At 34.3% G+C, this 17,803-nt stretch carries 14 protein-coding genes and 1 tRNA gene; 7 read left to right on the top strand and 8 right to left on the bottom strand.

The window, feature by feature from the left end; all coding sequences use genetic code 11:
* Positions 1–102: 102 nt before the first annotated feature.
* Positions 103–1,242, bottom strand: a complete 1,140-nt coding sequence (gene dapE / locus A9G09_RS03175; RefSeq protein ID WP_065633466.1) for a succinyl-diaminopimelate desuccinylase — start codon at positions 1,240–1,242, stop codon at positions 103–105.
* Positions 1,243–1,254: 12 nt separating this feature from the next.
* Positions 1,255–1,611, bottom strand: a complete 357-nt coding sequence (locus A9G09_RS03170; RefSeq protein ID WP_065633465.1) for an ArsC family reductase — start codon at positions 1,609–1,611, stop codon at positions 1,255–1,257.
* A 605-nt stretch (positions 1,612–2,216) separates the two neighbouring features.
* Between A9G09_RS03170 and A9G09_RS03165 the strand changes: the two genes are divergently transcribed.
* The 6 genes from A9G09_RS03165 (at position 2,217) to tkt (ending at position 9,169) form a co-directional block, all read left to right on the top strand.
* Entirely contained in the window at positions 2,217–2,459 is a 243-nt protein-coding gene (locus A9G09_RS03165) for a FeoA family protein (RefSeq protein WP_065633464.1), read from the top strand.
* Positions 2,456–4,792, top strand: coding sequence for a Fe(2+) transporter permease subunit FeoB (feoB, locus tag A9G09_RS03160; protein WP_065633463.1), 2,337 nt, complete (start codon positions 2,456–2,458; stop codon positions 4,790–4,792). Before A9G09_RS03165 ends, feoB begins: the two co-directional genes overlap by 4 nt.
* 51 nt (positions 4,793–4,843) lie before the next feature.
* Entirely contained in the window at positions 4,844–5,083 is a 240-nt protein-coding gene (locus A9G09_RS03155) for a FeoC-like transcriptional regulator (protein ID WP_065633462.1), read from the top strand.
* A gap of 325 nt (positions 5,084–5,408) precedes the next feature.
* Positions 5,409–5,864, top strand: coding sequence for a ribose 5-phosphate isomerase B (rpiB, locus tag A9G09_RS03150; RefSeq protein ID WP_065633461.1), 456 nt, complete (start codon positions 5,409–5,411; stop codon positions 5,862–5,864).
* 213 nt (positions 5,865–6,077) lie between these two features.
* On the top strand, positions 6,078–7,028 hold the full coding sequence (gene tal, locus A9G09_RS03145; RefSeq protein ID WP_065633460.1) for a transaldolase: 951 nt from the start codon (positions 6,078–6,080) through the stop codon (positions 7,026–7,028).
* A gap of 134 nt (positions 7,029–7,162) precedes the next feature.
* Positions 7,163–9,169, top strand: a complete 2,007-nt coding sequence (gene tkt, locus A9G09_RS03140; RefSeq protein WP_065633459.1) for a transketolase — start codon at positions 7,163–7,165, stop codon at positions 9,167–9,169.
* Between the two features lie 96 nt (positions 9,170–9,265).
* Here tkt and A9G09_RS12830 read toward each other — a convergent pair whose 3' ends face one another.
* The 4 genes from A9G09_RS12830 to A9G09_RS03125 all read right to left on the bottom strand — a co-directional run bounded on the left by A9G09_RS12830 (position 9,266) and on the right by A9G09_RS03125 (position 13,754).
* The gene (locus A9G09_RS12830) at positions 9,266–9,415 is read right to left on the bottom strand and encodes a hypothetical protein (protein WP_176700941.1); all 150 of its coding nucleotides are present in this window, start codon (positions 9,413–9,415) and stop codon (positions 9,266–9,268) included.
* A gap of 299 nt (positions 9,416–9,714) precedes the next feature.
* A complete protein-coding gene (locus A9G09_RS03135; protein WP_065633458.1) occupies positions 9,715–11,103 on the bottom strand; it encodes an MATE family efflux transporter in 1,389 nt (462 codons plus the stop codon).
* Between the two features lie 8 nt (positions 11,104–11,111).
* Positions 11,112–12,428 (bottom strand): 30S ribosomal protein S12 methylthiotransferase RimO, encoded by a 1,317-nt coding sequence (gene rimO, locus A9G09_RS03130; RefSeq protein ID WP_065633457.1) that lies wholly within the window; start codon positions 12,426–12,428, stop codon positions 11,112–11,114.
* Between the two features lie 399 nt (positions 12,429–12,827).
* Positions 12,828–13,754 (bottom strand): siderophore ABC transporter substrate-binding protein, encoded by a 927-nt coding sequence (locus A9G09_RS03125; protein ID WP_065633456.1) that lies wholly within the window; start codon positions 13,752–13,754, stop codon positions 12,828–12,830.
* Between the two features lie 172 nt (positions 13,755–13,926).
* Between A9G09_RS03125 and A9G09_RS03120 the strand changes: the two genes are divergently transcribed.
* Entirely contained in the window at positions 13,927–15,906 is a 1,980-nt protein-coding gene (locus tag A9G09_RS03120) for a TonB-dependent receptor (RefSeq protein ID WP_065633455.1), read from the top strand.
* Between the two features lie 127 nt (positions 15,907–16,033).
* On the opposite strand, the gene A9G09_RS03115 is transcribed toward A9G09_RS03120, so the two are convergent.
* Together A9G09_RS03115 and A9G09_RS03110 are read right to left on the bottom strand one after the other, a co-directional pair.
* On the bottom strand, positions 16,034–16,696 hold the full coding sequence (locus A9G09_RS03115) for a hypothetical protein (protein ID WP_065633454.1): 663 nt from the start codon (positions 16,694–16,696) through the stop codon (positions 16,034–16,036).
* A gap of 763 nt (positions 16,697–17,459) precedes the next feature.
* Positions 17,460–17,536: transfer RNA gene (locus A9G09_RS03110), tRNA-Val, on the bottom strand.
* Between the last annotated feature and the right edge of the window lie 267 nt (positions 17,537–17,803).

The raw sequence follows: 17,803 nt of genomic DNA, 5'->3' as shown, positions 1-17,803 counted from the left end.
TCACCTTTGGTTATGGTCGAGAATAATCGCAATCATCGTTTACTGCTAAAAATAAAACTAACAACATATTCTTTTGTTATCAGTAACGATAATCTTTATTCACTAAATCGATAATAGTTTTTCTAAAATGTTATGATATATTGCTGTTAACGTGATGATATCCTGACAATTTACATTCTCATTAATTTTATGAATAGTCTTATTCACTACGCCTAATTCTATCACTTGGCAGCCTAATTGGGCGATAAAGCGGCCATCAGAGGTCCCGCCACTTGTCGATAGTTTGGTCTCTAATTGTGTTAATTGTTTGATAGCATGTGTAGCTGCATCGGTAAGTTCCCCTTGCGGCGTTAAAAAAGGTTTACCCGATAATCGCCAAGTTAGGCTATAGCTTAATTTATGCTTTTGTAAAATTTGCTCAACCCGAGATTTAATGACATCGTCAGTCAATTCGCTACTATAGCGAAAATTGAATTGGACTTTTAAATCCCCCGGTATGACATTTTCGGCACCTGTTCCACCATTAATATTTGCTACTTGCATCGTAGTTTGTGGAAAATATTCATTGCCATTGTCCCAAATTGTTGTAACTAATTCATTCAAAGCTGGAGCAAAGCGATGCACCGGGTTATCAGCAAGGTGGGGATAGGCGACATGCCCTTGGATACCGTGGACTATTAAATTAGCTGTGAGTGAACCTCGGCGTCCATTTTTAATTTGATCACCAAGTTTTTGATCACTAGACGGTTCACCAACAATACAATAATCAATGCGTTCTTGACGTTTTTTAAGTAGATCAACAACTTTGACTGTACCGTCAGAAGCATCGGCTTCTTCATCCGAGGTAATTAAAAAAGCAACACGACCAGAATGATTGGGATTGTTTTTAACAAATTGTTCAGCTGCACATACCATTGCCGCAACGCCACTTTTCATATCTGCCGCGCCACGCCCATATAGGATGCCGTTTTCATCGACTGTAGGTTGAAAAGGAGGATAAAGCCATTGGCTTTCATCACCTGCTGGCACGACATCGGTATGTCCTGCAAACATTAATGTCTTTTGTGAAGGCTCGCCATGATATGCCCATAGATTTTTGGTGTGACCTAAATTTACTTCTTCTATAGTAAAGCCTAAAGGTTTTAATCGTTCAATAATCATTTTTTGACAGTTTTTATCATCAGGACTTATTGATTTTTCAGCGATCAATGCTTTAGTTAAAGTAATAACAGGGTCTGTCATAATTATCTCGGTTTATTTTTGTGTAGCAAAAAATTGTGAATAGCTTTCGTCAGAAAAGCCTAATAAAGCGCGTTTTCCATCAATGAGTAAAGGACGTTTTAATATTGATGGATTGGCTAACATAATATCTTTTGCCGCTTGTTCATTATCAACGTTGGCTCGAATGGTTTCATCAAGTTTACGCCAAGTTGTACCGCGAGTATTGAGTAAACTTTGCCAGTTAACTAACTGTAAAAATGAATCTAAAAGTTCTGGTGATAAACCATCAGTTTTATAATTATGAAACTGATAGCTAATATTATGTTCATCAAGCCAAGTGAAAGCTTTTTTCATTGTATTACAATTTTTAATACCATAAATGATATACATTAAAATCTTTCCTAATTTGAATTGTTATAAAAAGATTATAACAGTTATCTGCTAAGTTCGGCAATTTGCGATTAATATGAGCTAGTAGTTTGGATAAGGATATAGTATTTAATTAACTATAGTTTTAGTTTAATTGTATTTGTGGTGGAGGTATTTTTTAGATAGATGAAGATGATCTTTTGCCTAATGTTAATAAAAATAAGATAGCGGTTGATAAGAAAGCTAGATCTTAAGGCTTAGAGTGTTAATTTTAGTTGTTAATTTGCTCGTTAGACGATAACTATAAAAATCTATTGCTATTATCCTAATAAATAGGGTTTATCAACAAGTTTTAGGATAAACATACGGTTTAGTATAAATTGTGGTTTATGTATTACCATTTTATAAAAAAATATATAAAATTGCGTTACAAATTCAATGAAAAATCTCATTTTGACACCATAATTCCATAATCATTTCTATTTTTTTAATGTTTATTTGCTTTTTTATATTGAAAAAAACATTATCATTGCGCGATATTCGCGTTTTTAAACTAAATTATTCTGATAATCATGATTTAAACGATACAGATTAAAACGAATAATTCAGCAATATCTAGGAGCACAATGTCAGTCCTAACTTTAAATCACCTCGCCTTAGGGCAGGAGGCGGTTATATCACGTCTATTGCCTGAATCGTTGCCATTTCGTCGGCGACTGTTAGCTATGGGTGTCACGCCAGGTTGCAGAGTTTTAGTGATTCGAGCCGCACCATTAGGCGATCCACTGGAAATTAAAATACGCGGTTTTTTATTATGTTTGCGGCGTAGTGAAGCGGCAACTATCGAAGTTATGGAGGTTGAGTCATGAACGTTGCACTCATTGGTAACCCAAATTGTGGTAAAACGACGCTGTTTAATTTACTTACTGGTGCAAAACAGCGAGTCGGTAATTGGCCGGGTGTGACTGTTGAGCGTAAAACCGGTGTGCTTAATTATCAAAATAACCAATATACTATTGTTGATTTGCCCGGCACCTATGCTATTGAATCTGATCCGTTGTCAGTGTCACAAGATGAGTTAGTCACGCGTCAATTTGTCTTGAGTGAAAAAGCGAGTGTAATCATCAACATTATTGATGCCACCAATTTACAACGTAGCTTATATTTGACATTACAATTAATTGATTTACAGCTGCCAATGGTTGTTGTCTTAAATATGACTGATGCGTTAAAAATGACAGGTGAACAAATTGATACTGAACAATTGTCACATATACTCGGTTGTCCAGTAATTGCTATATCATCTAAGAAAAAAACGGGCATTGATTTATTATATCAACAAATTGAGAAAATTAGCTCAACTAAGCAAGTGACTAAACCTGCAATGAATACCTTAGGTCATGATCAGGAAGCAGTAATTACTCGTTATATGGACGAATTGCCGCCAAACAGTCAGGTTCATCAATTTAATCGTTGGCAATTGATTGATGCTTTATTAGGCGGCTCACGTTATCAATTAACCCCATGCGAATCAGAAAAACTTAACGCTTGTCGATTATTACTTTCTGCATGGTGTGATTATGAAATTGATGTCGCGTTAGCCAGTGCTCGTTATGACGTGATTGATAATGTGTGTAAAAACGTTATTAATAAACCTCGAGAGCTAAGTTCTACTTTTTCTGAAAAGCTCGATAAAATTGCGCTAGGACGGATAACAGGTATACCTCTCTTTTTGCTAGCGATGTATGTTATGTTTACAATCGCTATCAATTTTGGTTCAATTTTTATCGATTTTTTTGATGGTTTTTTTAATACGATTTTTGTTGAAGGTCTATCTTATCTATTGCATCAACTCGATGCGCCTATCTGGATGAATATTATTTTAGCTGACGGCATTGGAACGGGTATTAAGACGGTATCAACCTTTATTCCGGTTATTGCAGCTATGTTTTTTGTCTTATCTTTCTTAGAAGATTCTGGGTATTTAGCGCGTGCGGCAATGATGGTTGATAGAGCCATGCGCTGCATTGGATTGCCTGGTAAAGCTTTTGTGCCAATGCTGGTGGGTTTTGGCTGTGGGGTACCTGCGATTATGGGAACCCGAACACTAGAAAGTACACGTGATCGTATTATGTCCATCTGTATGATTCCTTTTATGTCTTGTGGTGCAAGGTTACCTGTTTATGCCTTATTTGCCGTTATCTTTTTTCCACGTCATGCATCAATGGTCGTTTTTTCTTTATATTTGCTTGGTATATTCGTTGCACTCGCTACCGGTTATATTTTAAAACTAACCTTATTAAAAGGTCAGCCAACCCCTTTTATTATGGAAATGCCTGTTTATCGAATTCCGACATTACAAAGTATGTTTAAATTAACTTGGCAAAGGTTAAAAAGTTTTATTGCTAAAGCTGGTAAAGCCATTGTAATTATGGTGACGGTACTGAGTTTACTAAATTCATTGGGCACTGATGGTCGATTTGGACATGAACAATCTAATGATTCAATACTTGCTGCATTTAGTCAAACCATTACACCTGCACTTGCACCGATGGGGCTTGATAAACAAAACTGGCCAGCAACAGTTGGGCTTTTTACGGGTGTTTTTGCCAAAGAGGCTGTTATTGCGACATTGAATTCACTTTATTCTATGGATAACCAACAACTCCAACGCGATAACTTCGATTTTAATAACAGTATTAAAGCTTCAATATTATCGATTCCTAAAAATTTACTCGATTTTACTGATACTATTTTAGATCCATTAGGATTCTCATCTTTGAAAGAAGATATTGATGATATTGAAAATGATTTAGCAATTGACTCTACTACAGTTGCTAAGATTAAAACTTCATTTATGACGTACAATGTTGCCATTGCCTATTTGATTTTTATCCTACTTTACACGCCTTGTGCGGCAGCATTGGGGGCGATTTATCGTGAAGCGGGAATTAAATGGATGGTATTTGTTGCCCTATGGACATTTATAGTAGGTTGGCTGGTTGCGACGATATATTATCAGATAACTTTATTAGGGCAATCAGTCTCGGCAATTTATTGGTTGATAGGGTGTGCTGCATTTATTGGTACAATGATTTTATTAATGCGTTGGTTTGGACAATATTCATCTTTAAGTATATCGGCCAAATCACATCACGATGCTACAAATGGATCTCGCTGCTGTGATCCATCATCAAAGTGATCATAAAACTTATTGGAGAAGAGCAAGCCTAGCGTTTGTCTTTTTACTCATATGTTAATTTCGATTCGAGATTATATTCAATTAAAAGGGCGAGCAAATCTACAAGATATTGCTCGCTATTTTCATTTACCTGAAAGCGCAGTTGAACAAATGATGTTGTTTTGGATTAAAAAAGGCAAGATAAAGCTCTATATTATGGAGGATTCAAATGCTTGTGGAACAAAAAAATGTGTCAGTTGTGTAGGTTGTGACCTAACTGGTCAACGCATTTATACTTGGGCATCATCTTAAATAACTTCAGTTAATTTATCCTTTTTCAACGAGATGTATCAACAGATAAAATAAATTTGCGTCATTTCATTTTTTCATGCTTTTTAGCGTGTATCAAATGTTTTTATGTTTAACCTTTGATTGTTTTTGTGAAAGAAATTCAGGTTATCAAGGCTTTTAAGTAAAAAATATTCAATAATTTTTGTCTTCTATCCATCAATAGCTTAATAAATATTTTATTTTCGAGACCTTTATCACATAACTGAAATAATTTATATTTAAATAATAACAAATGATATTAATATGAACTTATGTTCATTTTAATGAAAGTTAGTAAGGAGAAAACATGAAATCTATTGCAATAGGTGCAGATGATGCTGCTTTTGAGTTTAGAAATAGTATTGTTGAATATTTAACTAAGCAAGGTATTGAGCTCGTTGATTATAGTAGTGATAAGCAGTCAGAAAATAGTTTATATCCTGATGTTGCTAATGCTGTTGCATGTGCTATTAAAGCCGGAAAACATGAACGAGGTATTTTAATTTGTGGAACTGGAATTGGTGTAGCGATTGCTGCCAATAAAGTTCCCGGTATCCGCGCCGCTCAGTGCCATGATGTTTATTCGGCCGAACGTGCCAGAAAGAGTAATAATGCACAGATTATGACTATGGGGGCTAGAGTCATCGGTGTAGAATTAGCGAAAAAGCTCGTACAAGCATGGCTAGAATCGGAATTTGAAGGTGGCGGATCAACGGCTAAGGTTGAACGAATCTGCTATTACGATAAGTTATATTCAAAGTAACTAGGTTGTAATAAATTTTTTTAGTTAAAGTAAATTTAAATTCATAAAAAAATATAAAATACTGTAGTGGAACTCGCGTGTTTTTATCGACATTTTTAACTTTCTTAGTTCAAAATAACAATATAAATAGCGATTTGATAGTGTCGTTTTATTATTGAATAAATGATATGATAACTCAATTTGAAATAGCAATGTTGTAGAGGACATAGATGTATGAGTCAATTAGATGAATTCAAAAAATTAACCGTTGTAGTTGCTGATACTGGTGATATCGATTCAATTAAACAATTTTCGCCTGAAGATGCAACAACTAACCCTTCTTTAGTACTTAAAGCCGCTCAACTTCCTCAATATCGTCATTTAATCGATTCTGCTGTTGAAACTGCTAAAAAATTAGGTGGCAGTAAAGAGCAACAATTGATCAATGCTTGTGATCAAGTTGCTGTAAATATAGGCGCTGAAATTTTAAAAATTATTCCAGGACGCATCTCAACAGAAGTTGACGCTCGCCTGTCATTTGATAAACAAGGTTGTATTGAAAAAGCTCGCCGAATTATCGAACTTTATAAACAAAAAGGGATCGATAAATCAAGAATCTTAATTAAAATTGCTTCAACCTGGGAAGGTATTAAAGCTGCTGAAGTTTTAGAAAAAGAGGGTATTAATTGTAATTTAACGTTACTCTTTTCCTTTGCTCAAGCCCGTGCCTGTGCAGAAGTGAATGCCTTTTTAATTTCTCCTTTTGTTGGTCGTATTTATGACTGGTATCAAGCTAAAAAACCAATTGAACCTTATGTCGCCGATCAAGATCCTGGGGTTGTTTCGGTTCGTAATATTTATAATTATTATAAACAACATGGTTATAAAACCATTGTTATGGGCGCAAGTTTCCGTAAAGTCGACCAAATTTTAGCTTTAGCTGGTTGTGATAGATTAACTATTTCGCCTAATTTGCTATCAGAAATGCAACAATCTAACGCGCCAGTAGTACGTAAATTAGATCCTAATCAAACCATTGTTGCGCGCCCTACATTAATGACTGAAGCTGAATTTAGATGGCAACACAATAGTGATGCAATGGCGGTTGAAAAATTAGCTGAAGGTATTCGTGCTTTTGCTGTTGATCAAGGTAAATTAGAAGACATGATTGGTGCACTTCTCTAATTATGTACAATCGTCAGGGGGAGCGTTTCCCCCTCTTTTTTATTTTCTATCGTTATTTCTTAACGATTTTTGTAAGTGTAATTTAACTTGCAAATAGTAATGATATTTAAATTAAATATTTTGGAGATTACAAAATGAATGCAACAACTTTATCTCACCGCGAACTCGCGAATGCGATAAGAGCATTAAGTATGGATGGCGTACAAAAAGCAAAATCAGGTCATCCAGGGGCTCCTATGGGAATGGCCGATATGGCCGAAGTTCTTTGGCGAGGTTTTTTAAAACATAATCCAACTAATCCTCATTGGGCAGACCGTGACCGATTTGTATTATCAAATGGCCATGCGTCAATGTTGATTTATAGCTTATTACATTTAACTGGCTATAATGTCACGATAGATGATTTAAAAAATTTTCGTCAATTGCATTCAAAAACGGCAGGGCATCCTGAATATGGTCATCTACCAGGCATTGAAACCACAACAGGTCCATTAGGTCAAGGTATCGCTAATGCGGTTGGTATGGCAATTGCAGAAAAAACATTAGCGGCCCAATTCAATAAAGCAGGTCATAACATTGTTGATCATCACACTTATGTATTTATGGGTGATGGCTGTATGATGGAAGGTATTTCTCATGAAGTCTGTTCATTAGCGGGTACCCTCAAATTAGGTAAACTTATCGCGTTTTATGATGATAATGGTATTTCAATTGATGGTGAAGTTGAAGGATGGTTCACTGATGATACTGCAAAACGTTTTGAAGCTTACGGCTGGCATGTGATTCGTGGCATTGATGGTCATGATGCGAAAGCGTTAGCTGAAGCTATCGAACAAGCACAAGCCGTAACTGATAAACCATCATTATTAATGTGTAAAACAATTATTGGTTTTGGTTCACCAAATAAGGCCGGTAGTCATGAAAGCCATGGTGCGCCATTAGGTGATGCTGAAATCGAAGCCACTCGCAAAGCATTAGGATGGACATACCCACCGTTTGAAATTCCTAAAGAGTATTATGAAGCTTGGGATGCAAAAGCAAAAGGTCAGCAAATTGAACAAGAGTGGAATGCGCGTTTTGATGCTTATGCTAAAGCCTATCCTGAATTAGCGAAAGAGTTCAAACGTCGTGTTGAAGGTCAATTGCCAAATAATTGGCAACAAACAGCTAAAGATTTTATTGATAAATTACAAGCTAATCCAGCAACTATTGCAACGCGTAAAGCCTCGCAAAATGCGATCGAAGCTTTTGCACCAGCACTACCAGAATTTCTTGGTGGTTCAGCGGACTTAGCACCAAGTAACTTAACCATGTGGTCAGGCTCTAAAGAGATATTGGCTAATCCTGATGGCAATTATATTCATTATGGCGTGCGTGAATTTGGTATGTCAGCGATTATGAATGGTATTGCTCTACATGGCGGATTTATTCCATATGGTGCAACTTTCTTAATGTTTATGGAATATGCCCGTAATGCAGTAAGAATGGCTGCGTTAATGAAGATTCGTTCACTATTTATCTATACCCATGATTCAATTGGTCTAGGTGAAGATGGACCAACGCATCAACCTGTTGAACAAATGGCTAGTTTGCGCGTTACTCCAAACGTTAGTACTTGGCGACCGTGTGACCAAGTTGAATCAGCAATTGCATGGCAATATGCAATTGAACGTAAAGATGGTCCAACAGCATTAATCTTCTCAAGACAAAATCTTAAACAACAAGATCGTACAGCACAGCAATTAGCTAATGTTTATCGTGGTGGTTATGTTCTAAATGATTGTACAGGCACGCCAGATCTTATCATTATTGCGACTGGCTCTGAAGTTGAACTTGCGGTAGAAACTTATCATCAACTTACCCAAGCTGGTAAAAAGGTTAGAGTCGTTTCAATGCCTTCAACAGATGCCTTTGACAAACAAGATCCATCTTATAAAGAATCAGTTTTACCTTCATCAGTAACAGCAAGAGTTGCTATTGAAGCTGGTATTAGTGATTATTGGTATAAATATGTAGGTCTAAATGGCAAAGTAATCGGCATGACAACGTTTGGTGAATCAGGACCAGCAGAGCAATTATTTAAAGCATTTGGTTTTACTGTTGAAAATGTAATTGCCCAAGCCAATAGTTTGTTAAAATAACAAACTAAAAAAACGAACTCATAACGCCATAAGCAGTAGATTGCTAATGGCGTTTTTATTTTGATAAGCTATTTTTATAAAATATTATTTAAAATACTAATTGAAAGGATTTGGATCTTTTTTCAATTTATCATACTCGTATAAATTATTCATGTTCCAATCTTTGACTTTGATATTTTGTTGTTCGGGTATTGCTGTAATTTCATGTTGCATATAATCATGTTTGACATCTAATTCAATCCCCATCCATTAGCTTTATTTTTAAATTAAGATCAAAAAATCCAATTTAAATAATTTATTATATTGTTTTTATTTGTTATTTTAATTAAAAGGCTGCAAATTAGGAGGTTTTAAGGGATATTTAAAATATAATTAATGTCAATAAAATAAATAGCATTTTTATACGTTGATTGTTAATTTATATATGGTCATATATTTCATGATATTGCTATAGTGCCAGATATTTCTAAATCTATATCTAACACTATTTTATATAAATGAATGCTAATAATACTCTGTTATTATTTATAAAATAATTTAACTATTTATCTAGCAGCTCGTTCTAGAATAACATCGATAGGTTGTCTTTGAATATAAACCATTCTTGCAAGCAATAAAATTGCTGCAACACTCAGACCTGATATAAATCCTATCCAAAAACCAGCAGCCCCTATTGGTTCGATAATAATATTTGTTAATCCCAAAATATAACCAACGGGTAAGCCTACTACCCAATAAGAAATAAGTGTAATAAAGAAAATACTTTGTGTATCTTTATAACCACGCAGTACATTACTTGCAACCACCTGTAAATAATCAGAGACTTGATAGATAGCCAATAAAATAATTAATTGCATGCAGATAGAAATAACACTACTTTCGGTAGTGAAAACTTCAATTATTGGTGATTTAAATATTACTAATATTAGTGCCACAATAATTGCTAACATTAATGATATAGTTAAACTGATATAAGCACTTTGCTTAGCTAAAATTGGCTTGCTTTTACCCAATAAAAAACCGACACGGATACTCGTTGCGACACCTAATGATAGGGGAATAGCAAATGTTAAGCTACTGATGGTAAAAATAATTTGATGGGCAGCAACGGTTGTTTGGCCTAATGGTGCTATCAATAATGCGACAACTGCAAATAAACTGACTTCGAAAAAGTAGGCTAATGCTAAAGGCGTACCAAGAACAATAATATTTTTGATGATTGAAAAATCAAATAGTTTAACCATTGGTGTTTTACGTACATCTTGCTGACTTGAGGTGGTTAATGTGTATATTCTTATTAACGCGAACATTAACCAAAATATAATTGCGGCAGTGATACCGCAACCTACACCGCCAAAAGCTGGTAACCCTAATTTACCATATATTAATATGTAATTAATGGGAATATTGGCAAGTAATGCAATAAATATAATTACCATTGCTGGTTTAGTATTTGATAACCCTTCACATTGATTACGGTAAACAAAAAAGAGTAAAAAAGCCGGTGCTCCCCACATAATTGCGCGTAAAAACGATACCGCCACATTAACCATTTTTGGATCTATAGGATGATCAGTAGAACTTCTCAATGTAATTAATTTATCGGAATGATAGAGAAAAAGCATCATGATTATCGACAAAAATAACGCAATAATTACACCTTGACGGGTGTGAATTGCAATTTGATCTCGTTTAGCTGCGCCATTTAAATTAGCGATAATCGGCGTTAAAACCGTCAGTAATCCTTGGCCAAATAAAATTGTTGGTAGCCAAATGGAAACCGCAATAGCTACACCAGAAAGTGCGGTAGCACTATAATTGCCGGCCATAATGGTATCGACAAAGGTGATAGCTGTTTGCGACATTTGGGCAATCAATACCGGAACTGCTAATTTTATAATATTTTTAATCTCTAACCGATAATGTAGTTTCATTGTTTTTATTACTGTTTAACAGTTCCCCATAAATCATATTCGTCTGAATGTTCAATATTAACTTGAACTATATCGCCAACTTTAACACAGTTTTCTTCATTTAGATAAACAACACCATCAATTTCTGGTGCATCTGCCATGCTACGGCCAATTGCGCCTTCTTCATCTACTTCGTCTATGATGACCGATAATGTTTTCCCAATTTTATCTTGTAATTTTTGGGTAGAAATCGTTTGTTGTAGTTGCATAAAACGATCATAGCGTTGTTGTTTGATTTCGTCAGGAATTTGATTTGGTAGCGCATTCGCTGCTGCACCTTCAACAGGACTGTAAGTAAAACAGCCAACGCGATCTAATTGTGCTTGCGATAAAAAGTCGAGTAATAGTTCAAAATCTTGTTCGGTTTCACCAGGGTAGCCGACAATAAAGGTTGAACGTAGGGTGATTTCAGGACAAATATTTCGCCATTTTTCAATTCGTTCAAGAGTACGTTCAATGGTGCCAGGTCGTTTCATTGATTTCAGAACTGATGGGCTGGCATGCTGTAAAGGTACATCTAAATAAGGAAGAATTTTATCTTCAGCCATTAATGGAATCAATTCATCAACACTCGGGTAGGGATACATATAATGTAACCTTACCCAAATACCTAGACTCGCTAATTGTTCACAAAGCGTTTTGATATCGGTTTTTAGTGGCATACCATTCCAGAAATCGGTACGATTTTTAATATCAATACCATAGGCTGATGTATCTTGTGCAATCACTAATAATTCTTTAACACCACTGTCGGCTAAGCGTTTAGCTTCATCAAGCACATTACCAATCGGGCGACTGACCATCTCGCCTCGAAGCGATGGAATAATACAAAATGTACAGTTATGATTACAGCCTTCAGAAATTTTTAAATAAGCATAATGCTTTGGTGTTAATTTAACACCTTGTTGTGGTACTAAACTTGTAAAAGGATTATAAGCTGGTTTAGGTGCGTATTTGTTTACATGAGTCAGCACAGATTCGTAACTGTGTGGACCTGATATTTCAAGCACTTTAGGATGAACAGAACGAATCTGATCTTCTTTGGCGCCAAGGCAACCAGTGACAATGACCTTTCCATTTTCGTTTAAGGCTTCACCGATAGCTTCAAGCGATTCTTGCACAGCACTATCAATAAAACCACAGGTATTAACAATAACTAAATCAGCATTATCATAACTTGGTACAACTTGATAACCTTGAGTACGTAACTCAGTTAAAATTCGCTCTGAGTCAACAAGGTTTTTAGGACAACCAAGACTCACAAATCCAATAGTAGGGGATGACATATTCATATTTTTATAGTGTGTTTATTAATTAGAGGTATATTTGAGAATTTTATCTGTCAATTAGTTTAATTTTGTAGCTAATAATAAAAAAACGGGTGCATTTTATCATATTTAATCTTAGTTGATATAAAGAATTTCTCATTGCGTATAAACACCTTTAGTATCAATCTATTAATAGATGGTTATTCTCTATTAAAATAAATTTCTCATACTTTAATGGGGTTAATTCGAATTTTAAGTAAATAGTTTTTAGAATTGAGTTATTTAAATTACAATAGCTAAAAAGTAGCTAATTATTACCCGTAGTTTAATTTATTATGGCTGATTTATTTAATTAAAAAAGAGCCGTTATTTGATAATAACAGCTCATAAATAGGAAGTTAAAAATTTAATAATAATTTATTTTAGTGAATTTACCACTTCATCAATTTGACGATCTAAACTTTCTGCACCGCCGCCAGATAAGTACCAAAGATCAGGCGTTAAATATACCACCTGTGTTTTAGCCTTTTTCAATACTTTTGAGTCAAAGTAACTTTCACTCATGCCTTCTTTACCAATCGCTTTACTGCGATCAACTACATAGATAACATCAGGTTTTACTGTGCTTATGTAATGATTATCAATAAATACCGGTTTAGGTTTGTCGTTATTATTGCTAGATTTAACATCGACGGGTACTGCCCGTTTAACTTTTAGTACATCATGTATTAAAGCCGCACTTGAGCTAGTATTAATCAGGATCATTTTTCCATCATTATGAATTGCTACAATCGCTTTTTTATGGCTTGCTGAAGCAATTGATTGTGCATCATTTACCTTTTTTTCAAGCGATTGAATCAAATTAGTAGCTTTAGCTTCCGTTCCGGTAATACTTGCCAACACATTAATATGGTCTTTTGTTGATTGAATATAGTTTTTAGCATCAACACTTAGATTAATAACAGGCGCAATTTTAGTTAACTCAGGCGCACGACTAGCTTGACGACCATCAATAATAATTAAATCAGGTTTTACTTGTTTAATTGCCTCTAAATCAGGTTCTTTCATATTACCTGTATCTTTAATATTGGCTTTTTTATACTGATTTAAGTAGGATGGAATTACCGATTGTGGTGCGCCAACAACGATAGAACCTTTGCCTAATGCATCTAAGGTGTCTAAGGCACCGTAATTCATCACGACAACTTTATGGGGTAATTTGGGAACCGTTACTGTTTGATTATCGGCTGTTACTATCATCGTATTTGATGATTGGCAACCGGTTAGTCCTAATGTCGCGGCAATAAGGCTAATTAGTAACCATTTTTTATTTCTCTTCATCATAATTTCTCGCATTATGTTTATGTGTAAATGCGAACTATTATTATTTAATAAATTAAAATTGTCTAGCCTTAAATAATTTTTCGAAAAGATATTGATAATTGTTCTCATATACTGTAGTGTTCACATTCCACTTGAAATAAAAATATCATTATTAATAATAGGGTTATACATCATGGCTTTCAAAAAGAAACTTAAACTTGCTAAACATGCAATCAATTCAGGTATTTTAATATCATTATCAACCTCGGCTTTGGCGGCAACTAATTCTGATACTGATACTATGGTTGTAACCGCTTCGGGATTTGCGCAACAAGTTAAAGAAGCGCCGGCGACAATTTCGGTTATTACGCCCGAAGAAATTGATAATAAACCTTACCGTGATGTCACTGACGCTTTAAAAGATATTCCAGGTGTCACAATAACAGGTGGTGGTGATAAAACTGATATTAGTATTCGTGGTATGGATGCTAAATATACTTTGATTTTAGTTGATGGTAAAAAAGTCAGCACTCGTGAAACGCGGCCTAATAGCGATAATTCTGGATTTGAGCAAGGTTGGCTACCACCATTAACTGCAATCGAACGTATTGAGGTGGTGCGTGGCCCTATGTCTTCACTGTATGGTTCTGATGCGATGGGTGGGGTCATTAATATTATTACTAAAAAAGTATCAGATAAATGGCATACAGGTTTACGTTTAGAGTCAGTTATCCCTTATCGTTCCAAAGAAAAAGATACTTATACTGGCAGCTTTTCAACAATGGGACCTATTATTGATGATATTTTAGGTATTCAACTTTATGGCCAATACTCTAATCGCCATGAAGATGAGTTTTTATATGGTCATGCCGAACAAAAGCTACATAGCATTAATGGTAAATTATCGTTAAATGCAACCGATACTCAAAAATTTGATTTAGATTTTGGACATGCATTGCAAAGTAGTAAATCTAGCGAAGGAAAGACTGCAATGGATGGAAGAGAAAGTGCTCGTAACGATCATCATAATACATTTGGGTTAACACACAATGGAGTATTTGGTGATGTCACAACTACTTCTTATGTTTCTCATGAAGAAAATAATAACAAAAAGCGCAAAATGAAGATACGAAATACCGATGTTGATAGTCGTGTAATCATTCCTTTTTCAATTAATATGCTTACTCTTGGGGGAAAATATAATTATCAAGAATTGCATGATAAAAATAATCAATTTGATAGAAATATAACAAAAATTGATCGTTGGAATTATGCTTTTTTTGCAGAAGATGAGATCCATTTATTAGACAATTGGATTTTAACTACCGGATTACGCTATAACAAAGATGAAAATTATGGTAGCAATTGGAATCCGCGCGTGTACAGTGTTTGGAATATTGATGATAACTTTACATTAAAAGGTGGTTATTCGACAGGCTATGCGACTCCTCAATTACGTCAAGTTGTTTCAGATTGGGGACAGCCAACGGGTGGTTCAGGAAGTAGAGGGAGAAAAGGGATTGTACTTGGTGAACCTAATTTAAAACCAGAGAAATCCAATAATTATGAAATAGGATTTGGTTATACTAATGATTATGGTATTGATGCCTCAGCTACAGTGTTTTATACAAAGTATAAAAATAAAATGCAGACATATAATTTATGTAATGACTTAAAAAATAGTAAGGCATGCACACTTGAAGGATCAAATGATAAATTTGATTTAATTCAAAAATGGCAAAATGTTGATAAAGCGGATCTGAAAGGTCTTGAACTTTCATTTAAAACTCCATTATTTACTGATTTCTTATTAAGTACTAATTATTCTTGGACTAAGACTGAACAAAAAACAGGTCTAAATAAAGGAAGATCACTAAATCGTACTCCGAAACAGAAGTTCAATACGCAACTTGATTGGAATCTCACTCAAGAGTGGGATTTATGGACTAAGGTTGCTTATTATGGGGTAGAAAGTACCACAGACCGCAATGGTAATAAAATTGAATATCCGGGCTATACTTTCTGGGATGTTGGTGCATCTTATAAAATCCATAAACAAGCAAAATTATATGCTGGTATTTATAATTTGTTTGATAGGGATGTAAGCAACGATGATTTTGGTAAAACGTTAGAAGGTCGACGTTATTTTGTTGGTACTGAGATTAATTTCTAAATGAACCAAATAATCTCTCGATTATTTTTCTAGGATGATTTTCATATAAAAAGGGCGGGTTAAAGCGCCCTTTTTTAATTATTTAAGTATCATAAAGTCATATGATATGCATTTTAACAATATTATTTTACTGAAATTTAGCGATTTCAGTTATGCCTTGTTTATTATTAGAATCTGTAGTCGGGTTTAATAGTATTTGAGTAGAAACATCACTCAGTGTTATTGTTACCTTAGCATTTGGTGTTAAAGAGAATTCGGCCGCATCGTATGGTCTATTATCGATAAAAGCTTTTGTTACAGAAATTTTATCGATAGACTTATCGGTGTCATTGATAAGTGAAATTGAAATTTTAAAATCAATATTTGACATGGCTTTTTTCTTATATTGAATTAATTTTTTTGTGAACTCGGGGTTAGTTATAGCATATATTCCTTTATCATGTTTAACTGTTAGGATATCTGCTTGTTTTAAAAGTTCAGTGTCTGATATGTCTTGACCAACTAAAATAGGAATTTCAAATGATGCATATGATTTCATTTTTTGAGTATAACACTCTTTATATTCAACTGATTTGAATAGTTGGGCTATCTCTTTTTTAGCTGTAATTAGTGACGATGATTCACTTCTGGAGTCTTTATAATCTGAGCAGGCTGGGACTTCTAATGTTAGGTTTCCTTTAACAAAAGATGGTTTAGCATCAAGCTGTGAAATTGTCACGGTTGTTTCAACATTAGCATCACAACCTAATAGCATTGCAGAAATAAATGATATTAATAAAATCTTTTTCATTGTATTTTCCTATTATGGTGTTTAATTACTTAGATCATATCAGTAAAAATTTATTTAGCCATTGTTAATTCAAAGTAAAGTCAAAAAATTTTAATTTATCATTTATCAAAATCTTTTATGACTTGAATGATGCGGTTGTCTCTGTTTTATCCTGATAGGTTAGCCAATCGAACGTTTAAAATAAAGAATATGTTATATCGTTCGTATGGTTAATCAACATTTGACATCAACGAAGACAATCATTGATCAGATCTGAATTTAATAATAATGAATACTAAATTTGAAAATGATGGGAAATTAAAGGCACAATTATGGCTTTACTAAAAGCATAGCCTTTTTCGTATTTCGAGAGTGTGAAAAAGTGATTATCATCCAAAAATAAAGTCGATTAAGTTAATTTTGCACAACAATTGCGATTTTGATCGCTCTTTTTTATTCTCGGGTTTAGAGCTTATTCTATAAGCAATAATTATCTTGATTTTTGAGTATAATAATCTAATAAATAATTGTCTAAGTTCAAAATAGACTATAGCCCATGTTTGTAATTGGTGTTGTGTGATTGATTGTTTTCATGTTACAAGCAAACGGTCCTTTATTAACATTAAACTAATTTTGCAAATGTGAAATTTAAAGTGCGGTGGTTGAAAGTGGATAACCATAGATTTTCTAAAAAATGGTATGGGTTTTACCCTGATTTAACCCCTTTAATAGAATTGAGATGAAGATTAATTCTTGCGAAGCCTTTTCGGATATGGACTTGAATTGGTACGCCCGGGTGGACTCGAACCACTGACCCCCACCATGTCAAGGTGATGCTCTAACCAACTGAGCTACGGGCGTATATGTTGAAACACGCAAATATTAGCTGTGAAATCGATTTGTATCAAGTAAAAAAATTAAAAATAGCCTGTTTTTTAATCTGTTGAACAATTGTGGTTATAGAATAACCGAATACGTTGTTTTTATGATCAAGATAAGGGTTGTAAAATAGATTTATTTTTATCATTATTACGATTTAAAAAACAGGTTTAGTTTTTTTTCTCGAATTGTAAATAAATGTAAATTTTCTGTGGTTTGTTTAGTCTTATTTAGCTATACTCAATGGAA

Source organism: Gilliamella sp. wkB292, assembly GCF_001690235.1.
In the GTDB taxonomy this organism is placed as follows: Bacteria; Pseudomonadota; Gammaproteobacteria; order Enterobacterales; family Orbaceae; genus Gilliamella; species Gilliamella apicola_F.
Note: the sequence above shows the minus strand (reverse complement) of the source record. Positions and strands in the feature narration are given on the sequence as shown.

What these genes read in the sequence shown, in the direction of transcription:
- A9G09_RS03155 (WP_065633462.1), top strand. Translation starts at nt 4,844, where the DNA reads ATGTTAATTTCGATTCGAGATTATATTCAATTAAAAGGGCGAGCAAAT.
- A9G09_RS03125 (WP_065633456.1), bottom strand. Translation starts at nt 13,754, where the DNA reads ATGATGAAGAGAAATAAAAAATGGTTACTAATTAGCCTTATTGCCGCG.
- tkt (WP_065633459.1), top strand. Translation starts at nt 7,163, where the DNA reads ATGAATGCAACAACTTTATCTCACCGCGAACTCGCGAATGCGATAAGA.
- tal (WP_065633460.1), top strand. Translation starts at nt 6,078, where the DNA reads ATGAGTCAATTAGATGAATTCAAAAAATTAACCGTTGTAGTTGCTGAT.
- A9G09_RS03170 (WP_065633465.1), bottom strand. Translation starts at nt 1,611, where the DNA reads ATGTATATCATTTATGGTATTAAAAATTGTAATACAATGAAAAAAGCT.
- rpiB (WP_065633461.1), top strand. Translation starts at nt 5,409, where the DNA reads ATGAAATCTATTGCAATAGGTGCAGATGATGCTGCTTTTGAGTTTAGA.
- A9G09_RS03120 (WP_065633455.1), top strand. Translation starts at nt 13,927, where the DNA reads ATGGCTTTCAAAAAGAAACTTAAACTTGCTAAACATGCAATCAATTCA.
- A9G09_RS12830 (WP_176700941.1), bottom strand. Translation starts at nt 9,415, where the DNA reads ATGGGGATTGAATTAGATGTCAAACATGATTATATGCAACATGAAATT.
- A9G09_RS03115 (WP_065633454.1), bottom strand. Translation starts at nt 16,696, where the DNA reads ATGAAAAAGATTTTATTAATATCATTTATTTCTGCAATGCTATTAGGT.
- rimO (WP_065633457.1), bottom strand. Translation starts at nt 12,428, where the DNA reads ATGTCATCCCCTACTATTGGATTTGTGAGTCTTGGTTGTCCTAAAAAC.
- dapE (WP_065633466.1), bottom strand. Translation starts at nt 1,242, where the DNA reads ATGACAGACCCTGTTATTACTTTAACTAAAGCATTGATCGCTGAAAAA.
- feoB (WP_065633463.1), top strand. Translation starts at nt 2,456, where the DNA reads ATGAACGTTGCACTCATTGGTAACCCAAATTGTGGTAAAACGACGCTG.
- A9G09_RS03135 (WP_065633458.1), bottom strand. Translation starts at nt 11,103, where the DNA reads ATGAAACTACATTATCGGTTAGAGATTAAAAATATTATAAAATTAGCA.
- A9G09_RS03165 (WP_065633464.1), top strand. Translation starts at nt 2,217, where the DNA reads ATGTCAGTCCTAACTTTAAATCACCTCGCCTTAGGGCAGGAGGCGGTT.